The organism is Rubinisphaera margarita, assembly GCF_022267515.1.
Classification (GTDB): Bacteria; Planctomycetota; Planctomycetia; order Planctomycetales; family Planctomycetaceae; genus Rubinisphaera; species Rubinisphaera margarita.
In genome coordinates this window covers 27,369-42,375 of sequence record NZ_JAKFGB010000010.1, presented here as the reverse complement: position 1 = coordinate 42,375, position 15,007 = coordinate 27,369, and the positions used below count along the sequence as shown (strand labels likewise).

Genomic DNA, 15,007 nt, shown 5'->3' with positions numbered 1-15,007 from the left:
CTTCAAGTAAGGCCATGTCGGTCTGGGAATAAGTTCATTATGAAACCGTTGCGGCAGTTTTTGGATAACTTGCATCCACTCTTCACCAAAGGGGGGAAGCTGGAGCCGTTTTATCCGCTGTACGAAGCCGGAGACACGTTTCTCTACACGCCGGGTGAAGTGACCACTGGTCCGTCGCACGTGCGGGACGCTCTCGATCTGAAGCGAATGATGATCACGGTCGTCGCCGCTCTCGGACCGTGTATTCTGATGGCGATGTGGAACACCGGCTATCAGGCGAATCTGGTCCTGAATGCTGGCGGCCTCGAGTTCGCCGAAGGCTGGCGGGGTTCGATCATGTCGACCCTCGGTCTGGCTGCCAATCCGGGCAATCACATCTCGAACTTCGTTCTGGGTGCTCTGTATTTCATTCCGCTGTTCCTCGTGGCCAATATCGCCGGGGGACTTTGCGAAGTGATCTTCAGCTGTATCCGCGGGCATGAGATCAACGAAGGCTTCCTAGTCACCGGGATGCTTTATCCGCTGACGCTTCCGCCGACGCTGCCCTGGTGGCAGGCGGCCATTGGGATCATGTTTGCCGTGGTGCTGGCGAAGGAAGTTTTCGGGGGAACCGGAAAGAACTTCGTCAATATCGCCCTCACGGCTCGTGCATTCCTGTACTTCGCATATCCCTCTCAGATCTCGGGCGACCGGGTCTGGGTTGCTGCTGACGGTTACAAACTGGTCGACGGCTACACCGGAGCCACCGCTCTGGGGCAGCTCGGTTCGCTCGATCCGGCCAACATTCCGATGGGAATGAACGCCGTGACAAACACCGTGACGAACGGTGGGTTGAACATCAGCTGGTTTGAGGCTTTCCTGGGTGTGATTCCCGGTTCAATGGGTGAGACTTCGGCTCTCGCCTGCGTCATCGGAGCCGCGATTCTGATCGCTTCCGGCATCGGTTCCTGGCGCATCATGGCCGCCGTGGTTCTCGGAGCTGTGACGACCTCGGCCGCTCTCTGGGCTCTCGGCAGTGAAAGCAACGCCGTCTTCGCAATGCCGCCGTGGTGGCATCTGGTGGTCGGTGGCTTCGCCTTCGGCACCGTGTTCATGGCGACCGACCCGGTTTCTGCAGCCTTTTCGGAAGGCGGGAAATGGGTTTATGGATTCCTGATCGGCTTCATGACGATCCTCATCCGTGTCATCAATCCGGCATTTCCGGAAGGGATTATGCTGGCGATTCTGTTTGGCAACGTGTTTGCCCCACTGATCGACTACTTCTTCATCCAGGCAAACATCAAGAGAAGGTTGGCTCGTACTCATGTTCCAGCGTGATTCCGTTGGCGGAACCTTTACTGTTGCAGCGATCCTCTGCGTGGTCTGCTCGATCATCGTGTCGTTGACCGCAGTCGGCCTGCGTCCGATCAAGGAAGAGAACGAGCAGCTGGCTTTTCAGCGCGAAGTTCTGACCGTGCTCGGCCTGTACAATCGCGACGAGAACAGCGCGGAAGAGATTCCGGAACTGTTCAAGCAGGTCAAACCGCTGCTCGTCAATATCGACGAGGGCAAGGTTGCTGAGACCGATGAGGTGGACGCCGAAACGTTCAACCTGCAGGAAGTCTCGGCAAACCCCGAGCTGATGGTCGACATTCCGTCTGAGAAAGACGTCGCCGGGATCGGTGCCCGCGAGAAGTTCACCAAGATCTACGTCCTGACCAATTCAAGTGGGAAGATCGATCAGATCGTCCTGCCGGTTCGCGGCAAGGGGTTGTGGTCGACCATGTGGGGACTGCTGTCTCTGGATGGCGATGGCAAAACCGTTCGCGGTCTGACGTTCTACGCGGATGGGGAAACCCCGGGTCTCGGTGGTGAAATCAACAACCCACGCTGGAAGGCGGCCTGGAGCAATCCGGAATGTCCCAAGGTGCTCTACAACGAGCAGGGCGAAGTCACCATCTCGATGTTCAAGGGGGGCGTGACCTGCGAGACCCCGAATGCCGAACATCGTTTCGAAGCTCTGGGTGGAGCGACGATTACGACTCGTGGCGTCGAATCGATGATGCATTACTGGCTGGGTGAACACGGTTACAAGCCGTTGATCAAGAATATGACCAGCGGCGAACTTCAGGTGGCTGCCGCCTCCAACTAACGAATTCATTTATTGACTCTCGTATCCCTCTGAGAGACGGATCGCCGGAACTGGCGATCGGAAGCGAGTAACAAGATGGCTCAATCGAAATCTGCAAAAGTTCTGCTTACGCCGATCTTTGCCAATAACCCGATCGCTCTGCAGGTGCTCGGCATCTGTTCTGCTCTCGCGGTGACGAGCAAGATGGAAACGACCGTGGTCATGTGCATCGCCGTGACACTGGTGACCGGGTTTTCCAGCGCCATCGTTTCGGCAATGCGGAATTACATTCCCAACAGCATCCGCATCATCGTGCAGATGACCGTCATCGCTTCGCTGGTGATCATGGTCGACCAGATCCTCAAAGCCTTCATGCCGGAAATCGCCAAAACGATGTCGGTGTTCGTCGGCCTGATTATCACGAACTGTATCGTGATGGGACGAGCCGAAGGTTACGCCATGAAGAATGGCCCCCTGATGAGTTTCCTGGACGGGATCGGTAACGGTCTGGGATACAGCGTGCTGCTGCTGATCGTCGGGTTGCTTCGCGAAAGCCTCGGCACCGGGAAACTGTTCGGCGTCACGCTGGCCTCTTCGGTGAATGAAGGTGGCTGGTATGTCCCGAACGGACTGATGCTGCTGCCGCCGAGTGCGTTCTTCCTGATCGGGATTTTCATCTGGGTGCTGCGAACGTTCGACAAGAGTCAGGTCGAGAGCGAGTAAGCTCTGGCCGTGTTATTTCCCCGCGAGTTTCTGCTGATTCCAATTTAGTTTTCGAGAGATCATCATGGATCAAGTCGAACATTTCCTCAGCCTGCTGATGAAAGCCGTTTTCGTCGAGAATCTGGCGCTGGCTTTCTTCCTGGGCATGTGTACGTTCCTGGCTGTGTCCAAGAACGTGAAGACGGCTCTGGGACTTGGCGTGGCCGTGATCGTCATTCAGGCGATTACCGTGCCGGCCAACAACCTGATCTACACCTATCTGTTGAAGAAGAATGCTCTGACCTGGACCGGCATTCCGAGTCTGGCGGGCAACGATCTGGAGTTCCTCGGCCTGATCAGCTACATCGGCGTGATCGCCGCCATGGTGCAGATCCTGGAAATGGCCCTCGATCGCTTCTTCCCGCCCTTGTACAACGCCCTCGGGATCTTTCTCCCGCTGATTACGGTGAACTGTGCCATCCTGGGTGGTTCGCTGTTCATGGTGGAACGAAACTACAACTTCGCCGATTCCTGCGTGTTCGGCTTCGGTTCGGGACTCGGCTGGGCCCTGGCAATCGCCGCTCTGGCTGGAGTTCGTGAAAAGATGAAGTACAGCGACGTGCCCGACGGCCTGAAAGGTCTGGGAATCACGTTCATTACTGTGGGACTGATGTCGCTGGCCTTCATGTCGTTCTCCGGAATTCAGCTTTAGAACTTGTTTCCAGCGTGACTATAATTCTGTAAGCGGTGGCTTGCGGAGTGGAGGGCACTGCGACAACCGACCGCTGAGCGAAGTCTCCGACAGGTTGGATCCCGCGGTTTCCACAAAATTCAGTTGAGTGGACCATTCGATGAGTATTGATATTAGTCTGATCGTTCTCGGCGTCACGATGTTTACCGTCATCGTGCTCGCGCTCGTGGCAGTGATTCTGATCGCAAAACGGCAGCTCGTGCCGAGCGGCGATGTGAAGATCATCGTCAACGGACAGAAAGAGATTCACTGTTCGGCTGGCGGGAAGCTGCTTGGAGCTCTGGCAGCTGAGAAGATCTTCGTTTCCTCGGCCTGTGGGGGCGGCGGAACCTGTGCCCAGTGCAAAGTGCACATTATGTCTGGCGGAGGCGATATCCTGCCCACGGAAAAAGGGCACATCAATAAGAAAGAAGCTCGCGAAGGTCTGCGACTCTCCTGTCAGGTTCCCGTAAAGGGCGACATGGACATCGAAGTGCCGCCGGAAGTCTTCGAGACCAAGAAGTGGGTCTGTAAGGTCAAGTCGAACCGCAACGTCGCGACATTCATCAAAGAGCTCGTGCTCGAGTTGCCGGAAGGCGAAGAAGTCGACTTCAAGGCCGGCGGTTACATCCAGATCGAAGCTCCGCCACACGAACTGACCTATCAGAATTTCGAAGTCGAAGAGCGGTTCCGTGGCGACTGGGACAAGTACAATCTCTGGAAGATCAAGTCGGTCGTGAAAGAGCCTGTCGTCCGTGCCTATTCGATGGCGAACTACCCGGGCGAAAAGGGCATTATCATGCTCAACGTTCGCGTGGCAACTCCGCCGCCGCGAGCACCGGAAGGCACGCCTCCCGGAAAGATGTCGTCGTACATCTTCAACCTGAAGGCGGGCGATGAAGTCACGATCTCTGGTCCTTACGGTGAGTTCTTCATCAAGGACACCGAATCTGAAATGATTTACATCGGTGGTGGTGCCGGAATGGCTCCGCTCCGGTCGCATATCTTCGAACTGCTGAAGACGCAGCACTCTAATCGTAAGATTTCGTACTGGTACGGTGGTCGCAGTACCCGCGAACTGTTCTACCTCGACGAGTTCTACGAGCTGGAAAAGAAGCATCCGAACTTCAAGCTGAACATCGCGCTCTCCGAGCCGATGCCGGAAGATAACTGGACAGGTCCGGTCGGCTTCATTCACAACGTGCTGCTCGACAATTACCTGAAGAATCACCCGGCTCCGGAAGACTGCGAGTACTATATCTGCGGTCCTCCCATGATGCTCTCGGCTGTCCGCAAAATGCTGGATGACCTGGGCGTCGAACCGGAAAACATCGCCTACGACGACTTCGGAGGTTAATCCGCCTGATGGCTGGTCGTGGAGTCGAGAATTCAATCGCTCTCTGCCTGTTGCTGGCAGGGAGCGTTTTTTGTTGCGGGTGCGAGTCTCGTCCCGAAACGCCGGAGATGGTCCGCCTGAACGGCGACACAATGGGGACATTTTATGAGGTCACCATCGCCGACCCGATCTCTCCGGGCCAGATTGAGCCAATCCGGACCGCAATCGAGGATCTGCTCAAAGAGATTAACACCGAGATGTCGACGTACGACCCTGAGTCGGAGATCTCGAAGTTCAACGCCAGCGAGTCCGGGGACTGGTTTGCGGTGTCTCCCCGCTTCGCTTACGTGGTCGAGCAGTCTCTGCTGATCTCCAGGCGGACCGGCGGGGCTTTTGACCCGACGGTCGGTCCGCTGGTCGATCTGTGGCACTTCGGTCCCAGGATTGAAGATCGTGTGGTGCCCTCCGAGGAGACAATCGCCAGCGCTCTGACTTTAACCGGCAGCGAACATCTGGAAACTCGGCTGGACCCGCCGGCGATTCGGAAGAGTGTCCCCGAACTGAGGCTCGATCTCTCCGCGATTGCCAAAGGATTCGGAGTCGACGAGATTGCTGTTCTTTTGCGGACGTATCACCTGGAGAACTTCCTGGTGAATATTGGCGGGGAAGTCGTCGCTGCCGGTCTGAAATCAGATGGAACGCGGTGGCGGCTCGGAATCGAGAAGCCGATCGAGAATGCCCGGGAGATTGAGACAATTGTGTATCTAACCGACGTGGCTATGGCGACCTCGGGCGACTATCGAAATTTCTATGAGATTGATGGGACGCGGTATTCGCATACAATTGATCCCGACACGGGGCGGCCGGTCACGCACACCTTACGATCGGCGTCCGTGCTGGCTTCCACCTGTATGGAAGCTGACGCTCTGGCGACAGCGATGCTCGTTCTCGGACCGGAACGGGGGCTGGAACTGGCCGATCGGGAACGTATTCCGGTTTACCTGATTGAGTCCCGGGACGGTGAACTGGCAACGAATCAAACGCCCGGCTTTGAACAAGTGACGGAAGAATAACTATGGCAACGTTTATCGCATCAGTCCTGGTCTTTGCGGCCGCGATTATCGGCATGGCCGTCGGCGTGATGCTGAGCAATCGCTGTCTGCGAGGATCGTGCGGCGGCTTGAGTAATCTGCCGGGCGACGCTGGTCAGTCGCTGTGCGAGTCGTGCGCGTCGACGACGGCTGTCGACAAAGAGCCAGCGCGAGCCCATGCCAACCACTGACGCCCTTTCCGATGTGGCCTACGATGTCGCCGTGATTGGCGGAGGGATCGTCGGCCTGGCCACCGCCTGGCGTCTGCTTGAGAGTCGCCCGGGACTCAAGTTGTTGCTGCTTGAGAAAGAAGCGGAGCTTGCGGCTCATCAGACCGGACATAACTCCGGCGTCATTCATTCGGGCATCTACTACAAGCCGGGGTCCCTGCGGGCGACGAACTGCCGAGCCGGCAAGCAGCAACTCGAAGACTTCTGCATCACGCACGGAATTCCGTTCGATCGTTGCGGAAAAGTGATCGTCGCGACGTCGGAAGCCGAGGTTTCGGGGCTGCATAAGATCTTCGAACGCGGGAAAGCGAACGGCGTTGAGTGTGAACTGATCTCCGCCAAACGTCTCCGCGAACTCGAACCGCAAGTCGCGGGAGTGGCCGCCGTTCATGTCCCTGAGACCGGCATTGTCGATTACCGACTCGTATCAAAGCGACTCGCTGAACTGATCACCGAGATGGGAGGCACCATCCAGCTTGAAACGGAGTTCCAATCGGCGACCGCAAAAGGAAATCAACAAGAGTTGAGTACGAGCCGCGGGACCTGTCACAGTCGGCTCATTGTGACTTGTGGCGGACTGCAGTCCGATCGGGTCGCCCTCCGATGCGGATTCGAGCCCGAAACGAAGATCGTTCCTTTTCGTGGCGAGTACTACAAGCTCCGCCCGCGAGCTGAGCATCTCTGCCGAAATCTGATCTACCCGGTACCGGATCCAAACTTTCCGTTTCTCGGGGTGCATCTCACCCGCATGATCGAGGGTGGCGTCGAATGCGGGCCCAACGCGGTGCTCGCCTTCGCACGGGAAGGCTACCACTTCGGATCGTTCAATGCCGCCGACCTCTGGGAAACGCTCCGCTATCCGGGATTCCGAAAGCTGGGAAGGAAGCACTTCACGGCCGGCATGGGAGAATTGTATCGCTCGCTTTCCAAAAGAGCGTTCGTGAAAGCTTTGCAGCGACTCGTGCCCGATCTGCGTGCGGATGATCTTCTTCCAGCTCCGGCTGGTGTGCGAGCACAGGCCGTGACGCCGGATGGGAATCTCGCCGACGATTTCATCATCGAAACCACCGATCGAGCCGTCCATGTGCTCAATGCTCCGTCGCCAGCGGCGACCTCTTCGCTGAATATCGGCGAAACGATCAGTCTGCGGGTTCTGGAAAAGCTTCCCCGCTAAACCGGCTGCGGCGACTTAACCGGTTCGCGAAAAAGCGTCTGCGTCTGGCATGCAGTCTGCGGCTTCCTGATTCTTCGGACCTACCGAGACGCGGACGGTCTGTCGACGAAGACAGTGGTCGTGTCTCTTTCAGCAGAGAATAAGGAGCAGACGATGATTGACCGAACCGTAAGTGGCGTAAGGATTTTCGCGGCGATGGTGGTAACGCTGTCGGCCGTGCAGATCGCTTCCGCCCAAAGCGCCACGGCCGTAGAGGCGGGTGCGAACGTGGAGCCGAACTACCTGCCCCGGGCGTTTCACGCTCAACCGGGTGGTGCCTGGCGAGCCAATTCAATCACCGCAGACTACTACATCACCGAGATGGCGGAGGATTGGGGCTACCGGCGCGACTACGACTACGACCGCCTCAGCTATGACGAAGCCAGCTCCGTCTATTCAGTTTACGACACCTACTACAACAATTACCGCGTGAAGGTCCCCGATGCAGGCGTCATCCCTGCGGACCCGGCCAATCGGGTCCGGGGAACGGCAATCGTCACTCCCGGGCAGGTCGTTGATGAGGAACCTGTGATTGGTCCGAAAAGTCCGATCGCACCCCCGGCCGACGTCGTCACGCGTCCCGGAGTTGCTCCACCGGCTGCTGTTGTCCCACCGGCGGCCGTTGCTCCTCGTGTCGCGGCGTATCCGCCCGTTCCCACGTACGGCTATGATGAAGCAACTGACGATGACAACTGGTTTTATGATTATTATGAAACACCGGCTTACCGTCCGGTCATGGAACTGCCCGAGTATTATCGGGAGTTCGATTTCGTCAATGACGTGGAAGGCGATGGGCCCTTTGACGGCGTGTCGCAGCCGCTCGATCGACTGAAAGACAACAAGCCTCCAGTCCGCAAACCGACCGAAGAACGTACTGACGTTGTTCAGTCTGAGACGGTCGTTCAGGAAGCTCAGACAGCCCGCTCCGTTCAGGGAACGGTCATGTTGGTCAAAAATGTACCAATGCGGGGCCAGCAGATTTCTCACCGGGTGATTCAGGTGCAGAACGCTCAGGGGGACAACTTTGTCGTCGATCTGGGGAATCTGGATGATCTGGCAGAGACCGCGATTAATACCGGCGATCGCATCTCGGTGAATGGCGTGATGACGACTGTCGGTGATAAGGAAGTCATCCTGGCTCGAGAAGTTCGTCTGGGCGAAAATCAGGTGGTAATTGATCGGAACTTTGAGATTGTTCAGGGAACCGTGAAATCGACGCGAATTGTCGACTACGGCGGAGAGCCGATCCAGATCGTGACCCTTCAGACTCCGAACGGAGAAATGATTGTCGATCTCGGAATCGCTCTGATCTCTGAGAAGATCGTTCTCAAGGAAGGCAACGCTCTGACTGTTGCCGGGTCGCCGATTCAGGCCGGGGAACAGACCGTACTGATGGCGGAATCAGTTCGCCAGCAGGAAACGAACGTGAAAGTGAACCGTCCGCGGACGGACAATGCTCAGGATCTGCGACAGACCAACGGCGGACAGGCCGCTGAGCAGCCTGCCAACCAGGAGATGAACGAGAAGAAACCGCAGTCGAAGCTGGCCGCTGCCAGCACCATCGATGAAGATGGTCGGAAGAAAACGGTCAAGATGCCGGTGAAGCCGGAAGCTCGACCGGATGCTCCTCCGACTCCCGGAGAGAGTGCGACCCAGGCTGGAACTGATCAGCAGCCAGAACGCTCAAAGCGTGCTCCTCTCGTTACGGTGGAAGGAGCCGTTCAGAGCGTGAAGGACCAGGACTTCGGGAAGAGCACTCGGCGTCTGGTGACCGTAAAGACCACTGGCGGGAACCAGGTACGACTCGATCTGGGACCGACCCAACAGGTTCAGATCAGCCTCGAACAGGGTGATCGCATCTCCGCATTCGGTCTGGCGACCCAGCTTGATACTGAGCAGCCGCTGGTTCTGGTGAACCGCATCAACCAGGGCGAGCAGTCGTTCGTTGCCAACCGTTATACCGGAAACGATGAGCCGGTCACGATTTCAGGCGAAGTGGTCGCCTCGAAGACGAGCCCGGTGATGGGAGAATCCCACGGCATCATTACCATCAATACCGCGGAGAACAATCAAAAGGTGATGGTCGATCTCGGCCCCGTCGATGCGGATGACTTCAGTGTTCCCGTGGGGACCGCGTTGACTGTCGATGGCATTCTGCTTGACCTGAAGGCCGGCAAGATGCTCGTCGCTAATTCCGTTCGGCCCGCCGAATAGGCGAAGCTGAAGTAGCTTACGAATCGGAGCCTGTCGGGAAACTGGCAGGCTCTTTTTATGAAATAAATGGTCTGTCACAGAATCCCCCGAACATCGCGACTCGGGCGGGGTTCAAAACCGGAAAGCGAGCCGGTAATATTCCGCAAGCCATTTTTACAGAACGTTTTGGCCGAGTGGCGAAATGGCAGACGCACGGGACTTAAAATCCCGGGGAGGGTTACCTCCGTGCGGGTTCGAGTCCCGCCTCGGCTACTTGATTCTGATGAAAAACCGTTGCTCCGTTCTCCGGAGCAACGGTTTTTTTATTGTCGATCAGAAAGTTTGGAGAAGCTCGCAGATTCTGAAAAGTGTCTCCGTTACCAGTGGTGTACAAGCAGAGTGTTTGCTGCATGTCTGTTATGGAGTTCAAAGTGCAAACGGTTCAGCGTGCTTTGCAATGGGCGTTTTTCGCGGTCCTGGGCGGGTCGCTGCTTTACGTCGTCTGGCTGCAGGGGTTTACAGATGGGTACCGGGCCAGTTGGGGCCGGCCTCCGAAGTTGCTACTTACAGAACCGCGAGAAGGTTCGAATTGGGAAGATCCGTTTTACGGGAGTAGTCGGCCACGTTAATCGCTTTTATACTCAGGCCGGCCAGAAAGTGACCACGGGAGCGTACAACCCGATGCAGCCGGATGGGAGAAAACGATGGCGTATGATGCAGTGCCGAGTCTGTCTCGCAGCTTCCTTTTCGCGCTCGCTCTTTGCGGCGTGCTTACTTCGGCCAGCGAGGCGACAGAGCCTTCCCGACCGAACATCCTGTTCCTCGTTTCGGATGACCAGCGGCCCGATACGATCGCCGCACTCGGCAATACGGTCATCCGTACGCCGCATCTCGATTCGCTGGTCCGCGATGGAGCCGCCTTCACGCGAGCGGTTTGTGCGAATCCGATCTGTACGCCGAGTCGAGCCGAGATTTTGACCGGCTGTACGGGATTCCGTATTGGTGTCACCGACTTCGGCGGCACCGTCCCTCCCAAACGGATCACGATTGCCGAGGCTTTTCAGGCAGCCGGATACGATACCTGTTATGTCGGGAAGTGGCACAACTCCGGGCGACCGAGCACGCACGGGTATCAGACCGTCAACGGCTTGTTCTCCTCCGGGGGCGGCCGTTTCTGGAAAGATCAGGTCGATGCCCATGGGCGTCCCATCACGGGGTATCGCGGCTGGATCTTTCAGACCGATGATCGCAAGCTCTTCCCGGAGATGGGTGTCGGTCTCACTCCTGACATCAGTGCTCGGTTTGCCGATGCTGCCATCGAAGAGATCGAGCGGGCTCGCGAGCAGCCCTGGTTTCTGCATGTGAACTTCACCGCTCCGCACGACCCGCTGCTCGTGCCGCCTGGTTTCGAGAACGCTTACGATCCGGAAGAGGTTCCGTTTCCGAAGAACTTCCAGCCGAAGCATCCGTACGACATCGGGTCGAGCGATCGCGATGAAGGGCTGCTGCCCTCTCCGAGAACGGAAGTCGATGTTCGCGAAGATCTCGCTGTGTACTATGCCGTGATCTCTCATCTCGATCAGGAAGTCGGCCGCATCCTCAACGCGCTGGAGGAAAGCGGGCAGAGTGAGAACACGATTGTGGTCTATACCAGCGACCACGGCCTGGCCGTCGGCAGTCACGGTCTGCGGGGCAAGCAGAATATGTACGAGCACACGATCAACGTCCCGCTGCTCATTCGAGGTTCGACGATTCCCGCGGGAAAGCGGTTCCCGGCTCAGGTCTACCTGCGTGACCTGTATCCGACGCTCTGTGAACTCGCGCAGGTCGAGGTCAGCGAAGATCTCGATGGCCGCAGCTTCGTACCGGTTTTACAGGGAAAGAGGGATGAGATTCGTGACCAGATCTTCGGCTACTATCGCGACACGCAGCGAATGGTCCGTCGAGGAAACTGGAAGCTGATCCATTATCCGCAGATTGGCCAGTGGCAGTTATTCGATATCGAGAGTGACCCGGATGAACTGCAGAACCGAATCGATGAGCCGGGGTGTGCGAACATCGCCCGGCAACTGAAACAGATCCTGAGTAACTGGCAGAAGGATGTCGGCGATCCGGTGGTTACGGCCCGTCCTTCGAAGAATGAATAAGGAATTGTCTGTGAGTATTGATCGGAAGACCGTCGAAAAGCGATTGGGGTTTGAGCTCCCCGAAGCATACTGCGAGATCGTCGCTCGATCCGAGCGTTGTGAACCTTATCTCGAATCCGATCTTAAGCGGATGCTCATCGAGAATCTGCAGCTGAGGATGACGCCGCGACCTGCAGCATTTGCTGGAAAGCCGTGGCCTCCGTCATTCCTGTGTATCGGAAACGACGGGTGCGGAAACAACTACGCGATCGATGTCGATGCTCCTCAGGCTGGTGTCTGGTTCTTTGATCATGAAGCCGATGAGTTCGAAATCGTTGCAGCTGATCTCGCCGAATTTGTTCAACAGATGGCTCCTCTGGCATCAATTGACTATAGGGCGAACGGCTCGCAGCCGCTGCAAAGCGATAATCATGTGATCGCACGAACCGACCGTCCCGAAGAAAGCGTTCTGGTCCCCATCACTCTTGAAGAATGGAAATCGCTCGTCGAGCGTGACGATCAACTCGAGTGGATCGAATTCGAAGAGCGTAAGCATCCCTTCAAGGCGGAAGAGATTCGCATCCCCGTCTATGGACTCGCGCGCTTTCAATCGGGAACGGAATCGGCAAATCTTCAATGGGCCTTTGGCCGCCTCTGGAATCGACGCGGTGGTCTCGAAACTGTGGAGAAGATGAAAGCGATCGCGAGCAATCTCGAAGCACGGTTCTTCCCAGCCGGTTAATCGGCCGAGCTTTGTTTCACGACTCGGCGTCGTACTGCTCGACGATTGGGATCAACAGTCCGCAAATGATTCCAAGCAGGGTCACGGCCAGCACCAGCAGAATGCCGAGGAACGTCTCGGGTTCGCTGAGATCGAGCCGGATCAGAGCGTAGAGTCCGACGATGCAGATCACGATCGAGCCGAGTAAGGTCGCCGACTGAGCGAACAGATAGTCGAAATTGTTTGACGTGAGCTTGCGTTTCATCAGTTCGAACATGGCATCTCCGTGAAAGGCATCAGCGACGCGATTGTTTCTCCGCGGCTTTCATGGAAAGTGGCGTGATGAGTCCGATGACGACGAACTGCATCGCAACCAGAAACAGCAGCAGGATTCCACAGAGCAGCTGAAACTCATTGAGAGGCATACGCACCAGTTTGTAGAAGCCGAGCACCAGCAACAGGGCAGCCGCGAGGAACGAGACATACCGGGAAAGCCCGGCGTCGAACCGGGACGATGTGACGGATCGCTGTAAGAACTGCAGCACGAGAGGGTCCTCCGTAAAGAAACCGGAACCGGTTCAGCTTACGGAGAAAACGAGCATCCTACCACAAAAATCTCGGCTTTCTCAGCTCGGGAGCGTGTTACAGCGATTTCAGATACGCGACCAGATCGGCCAGTTCCTGTTGCGTCAGCGGCCGTTCGCCCATGACTTTTTCGGGGGCATGATCGCCGGTCAGAACGTCTTCCAGCGTTGTGGCCCGACCGTCGTGGAGGTAGTTGACTTTGCGGTAACAGCCGATGAGTGTCGGCGTGTTGTAGCCGGTGTAGGCATCTTCGGCGGAGCCGAGGCCGACGTCGTGAATCTTGCCGTCGGTGAAACGGGATCCGGTGTGACATTCGGCACATCCGGTGGCCGAACTCTCAAAGATCTTGCGGCCTCGTTCGGCGGCTGCGGTGAGACTTCCGTCGCTGTTGCGGAACGGGTTGGGGGGCAGGTCGATCGAATCGAGATACGCGATCACGGCTCGGGCATCGTCATTGGAAACGCGGCGGCCCTGCATGGTGTTCGTGAAAGAGGCCTGCATCGCATCGGTGAGATCATCCTGCCAGCCGTGCCAGGTCCACGGGCCGGTCTGTGACGGTTTCTCCAGCGGAAGAACGGTTTTCATCGTCAGCTCAGTGCCGTCGTTCATCGTGTCCATCGTCTTGGAGTTGACGCCGCCGTTGTAGTGGCAGGTGTGGCAGCTGTACCACTGGTCGAGGCTCTTCTGGCCATCGTGAAACAACTCCATGCCGCGACGGGCCAGAGTCAACTCCGGTGCCTCGCCAAGCGGGATTTCATTCAGGATCTGTTTCCATTCGATATCGACGACCTGAATGGAGTTGCGGGTGTAGTTGGCCACATAGACCTTCCGGTCATCGGTCGCGATCTCGATACCCATCGGGCGTCCGCCGACATCGATGCGATCGAACAGATCTTTGTCGGCCATCAAGCGTCGATCGATCAGATCGCCCGGTCCGCCCACGCCTTCGAAGGGAAGATCCGGCTTGCGATACACAAGCAGTTCGTGCGTTCCGGACGCCGAGACGACGAGGCGATGTTCGTCACTCGTCATGGCGATGCCATGCGGATCGGCTACCGCTTTGCGGGGAACGTCGAGAGAGATGGCTTCACGGTATTGCGGGCCATCGAGACGGACGCGGGCAATACGACTGGCCAACACCCAGCCTCGTTGAATGTTGTCGATGGTGATCGGGTTGCTGCGGTAGACCATCCACGGAAAGTAGACTTCCGTGCCGTCGCTGGAGCACTGCAGATGCCCGATGTTGATTCCGCCGATCAGCAGTTCCTTGTACGCGACTTCGCCGGTCTTCGTCTCCACAACGGCGATGCGACTTTCACCACTGCAGCCGACCGCGAGCCGGGAGCCATCGGGAGACACCGTGAGGTAACGGGGCCAGCGTCCGACTTCGAACGTGCGCGTCACTTTCGCGGCTCGCAGATCGATCTCGGCGACTTCGCCGGTGGCGACGAGGCCCGCATACGCGATGTTTCCATCGGGCGAGACCGCGAGGCCGACCGGTTCGTAGCCAACGTGAATCTTCAACTGATGAACGAGCCTGCCGTCCTGAATCTGAACGACGTCGATGTTGCCGGAGTTCGTGCAGCTGACGGCGATCGAGTGGCCGTCGAGACAGAACGCCAGGCCGGCCGGTTCACCGGGGCAGCTGAGTTCATCGACGACCGTTTCGCTCACGGTGTCGATCAGGGAGATCGAGTCGGAAGTTTCATTGGCGGTGACGAGCCAGCGGCCGTCGGGACTGAGGGCGACATCGACAGGCGAGCGGTGAGCGGTCGTTTCCTTCAGGCTGGGAGCGCTGCCAGGGTTCTCGGCCAGGGAACGGGTTCCCGGTTCAGTCAGAGCGGCGGCTCCGAGAGCCAGGCAAGCGAGAAGTAGACACGAACGTCGCAGCATCGGTCAGTCCTTTCGTGGAAGTGCGCAATTGTGAGCAAGATAACAGAACGTGCATCCGGGAGCGATAATAATCGGCG

General features: G+C 57.4%; 14 protein-coding genes and 1 tRNA gene. 12 read left to right on the top strand and 3 right to left on the bottom strand.

The annotated features are described in order from the left end of the window. Positions 1-39 precede the first annotated feature (39 nt). From L1A08_RS07375 to L1A08_RS07320, 12 genes are all read left to right on the top strand, one after another. A complete protein-coding gene (locus L1A08_RS07375) occupies positions 40-1,317 on the top strand; it encodes an NADH:ubiquinone reductase (Na(+)-transporting) subunit B (protein WP_238755683.1) in 1,278 nt (425 codons plus the stop codon). Continuing rightward, positions 1,304-2,131, top strand: a complete 828-nt coding sequence (locus tag L1A08_RS07370) for a Na(+)-translocating NADH-quinone reductase subunit C (protein ID WP_238755682.1) — start codon at positions 1,304-1,306, stop codon at positions 2,129-2,131. Before L1A08_RS07375 ends, L1A08_RS07370 begins: the two co-directional genes overlap by 14 nt. 75 nt (positions 2,132-2,206) lie before the next feature. Further along, positions 2,207-2,833: an NADH:ubiquinone reductase (Na(+)-transporting) subunit D gene (locus L1A08_RS07365; RefSeq protein ID WP_238755681.1), complete on the top strand. Its 627-nt coding sequence runs from the start codon at positions 2,207-2,209 to the stop codon at positions 2,831-2,833. Between the two features lie 64 nt (positions 2,834-2,897). After that, positions 2,898-3,524 (top strand): NADH:ubiquinone reductase (Na(+)-transporting) subunit E, encoded by a 627-nt coding sequence (nqrE, locus tag L1A08_RS07360; RefSeq protein ID WP_238755680.1) that lies wholly within the window; start codon positions 2,898-2,900, stop codon positions 3,522-3,524. Positions 3,525-3,663: 139 nt separating this feature from the next. After that, a complete protein-coding gene (gene nqrF, locus L1A08_RS07355) occupies positions 3,664-4,899 on the top strand; it encodes an NADH:ubiquinone reductase (Na(+)-transporting) subunit F (RefSeq protein ID WP_238755679.1) in 1,236 nt (411 codons plus the stop codon). Between the two features lie 107 nt (positions 4,900-5,006). Beyond that, positions 5,007-5,951 (top strand): FAD:protein FMN transferase, encoded by a 945-nt coding sequence (locus L1A08_RS07350; RefSeq protein WP_238755678.1) that lies wholly within the window; start codon positions 5,007-5,009, stop codon positions 5,949-5,951. A 2-nt stretch (positions 5,952-5,953) separates the two neighbouring features. Then, entirely contained in the window at positions 5,954-6,160 is a 207-nt protein-coding gene (nqrM, locus tag L1A08_RS07345) for a (Na+)-NQR maturation NqrM (RefSeq protein WP_238755677.1), read from the top strand. Beyond that, positions 6,147-7,373: an L-2-hydroxyglutarate oxidase gene (gene lhgO / locus L1A08_RS07340; RefSeq protein ID WP_238755676.1), complete on the top strand. Its 1,227-nt coding sequence runs from the start codon at positions 6,147-6,149 to the stop codon at positions 7,371-7,373. The genes nqrM and lhgO overlap by 14 nt, the downstream gene beginning before the upstream one ends. A 153-nt stretch (positions 7,374-7,526) precedes the next feature. Next, the gene (locus L1A08_RS07335; RefSeq protein ID WP_238755675.1) at positions 7,527-9,626 is read left to right on the top strand and encodes a hypothetical protein; all 2,100 of its coding nucleotides are present in this window, start codon (positions 7,527-7,529) and stop codon (positions 9,624-9,626) included. Between the two features lie 167 nt (positions 9,627-9,793). Continuing rightward, positions 9,794-9,878: transfer RNA gene (locus tag L1A08_RS07330), tRNA-Leu, on the top strand. A 431-nt stretch (positions 9,879-10,309) separates the two neighbouring features. Continuing rightward, positions 10,310-11,752, top strand: coding sequence for a sulfatase-like hydrolase/transferase (locus L1A08_RS07325; protein ID WP_238755674.1), 1,443 nt, complete (start codon positions 10,310-10,312; stop codon positions 11,750-11,752). 10 nt (positions 11,753-11,762) lie between these two features. Continuing rightward, entirely contained in the window at positions 11,763-12,473 is a 711-nt protein-coding gene (locus L1A08_RS07320) for an SMI1/KNR4 family protein (protein ID WP_238755673.1), read from the top strand. 16 nt (positions 12,474-12,489) lie between these two features. On the opposite strand, the gene L1A08_RS07315 is transcribed toward L1A08_RS07320, so the two are convergent. From L1A08_RS07315 to L1A08_RS07305, 3 genes are all read right to left on the bottom strand, one after another. Next, positions 12,490-12,729 carry a hypothetical protein gene (locus L1A08_RS07315; protein ID WP_238755672.1) on the bottom strand — a complete coding sequence of 80 codons (240 nt, stop codon included), beginning with the start codon at positions 12,727-12,729 and terminating at the stop codon, positions 12,490-12,492. 19 nt (positions 12,730-12,748) lie between these two features. Next, positions 12,749-12,997, bottom strand: coding sequence for a hypothetical protein (locus L1A08_RS07310; protein ID WP_238755671.1), 249 nt, complete (start codon positions 12,995-12,997; stop codon positions 12,749-12,751). Between the two features lie 97 nt (positions 12,998-13,094). Beyond that, positions 13,095-14,930 carry a beta-propeller fold lactonase family protein gene (locus L1A08_RS07305; protein WP_238755670.1) on the bottom strand — a complete coding sequence of 612 codons (1,836 nt, stop codon included), beginning with the start codon at positions 14,928-14,930 and terminating at the stop codon, positions 13,095-13,097. Positions 14,931-15,007: the final 77 nt, after the last annotated feature.

Excerpts from the sequence above, each read along its gene's own strand:
- L1A08_RS07375 (WP_238755683.1), top strand. The coding sequence starts at position 40 with ATGAAACCGTTGCGGCAGTTTTTGGATAACTTGCATCCACTCTTCACC.
- L1A08_RS07370 (WP_238755682.1), top strand. The coding sequence starts at position 1,304 with ATGTTCCAGCGTGATTCCGTTGGCGGAACCTTTACTGTTGCAGCGATC.
- L1A08_RS07365 (WP_238755681.1), top strand. The coding sequence starts at position 2,207 with ATGGCTCAATCGAAATCTGCAAAAGTTCTGCTTACGCCGATCTTTGCC.
- nqrE (WP_238755680.1), top strand. The coding sequence starts at position 2,898 with ATGGATCAAGTCGAACATTTCCTCAGCCTGCTGATGAAAGCCGTTTTC.
- nqrF (WP_238755679.1), top strand. The coding sequence starts at position 3,664 with ATGAGTATTGATATTAGTCTGATCGTTCTCGGCGTCACGATGTTTACC.
- L1A08_RS07350 (WP_238755678.1), top strand. The coding sequence starts at position 5,007 with ATGGTCCGCCTGAACGGCGACACAATGGGGACATTTTATGAGGTCACC.
- nqrM (WP_238755677.1), top strand. The coding sequence starts at position 5,954 with ATGGCAACGTTTATCGCATCAGTCCTGGTCTTTGCGGCCGCGATTATC.
- lhgO (WP_238755676.1), top strand. The coding sequence starts at position 6,147 with ATGCCAACCACTGACGCCCTTTCCGATGTGGCCTACGATGTCGCCGTG.
- L1A08_RS07335 (WP_238755675.1), top strand. The coding sequence starts at position 7,527 with ATGATTGACCGAACCGTAAGTGGCGTAAGGATTTTCGCGGCGATGGTG.
- L1A08_RS07325 (WP_238755674.1), top strand. The coding sequence starts at position 10,310 with ATGGCGTATGATGCAGTGCCGAGTCTGTCTCGCAGCTTCCTTTTCGCG.
- L1A08_RS07315 (WP_238755672.1), bottom strand. The coding sequence starts at position 12,729 with ATGTTCGAACTGATGAAACGCAAGCTCACGTCAAACAATTTCGACTAT.
- L1A08_RS07305 (WP_238755670.1), bottom strand. The coding sequence starts at position 14,930 with ATGCTGCGACGTTCGTGTCTACTTCTCGCTTGCCTGGCTCTCGGAGCC.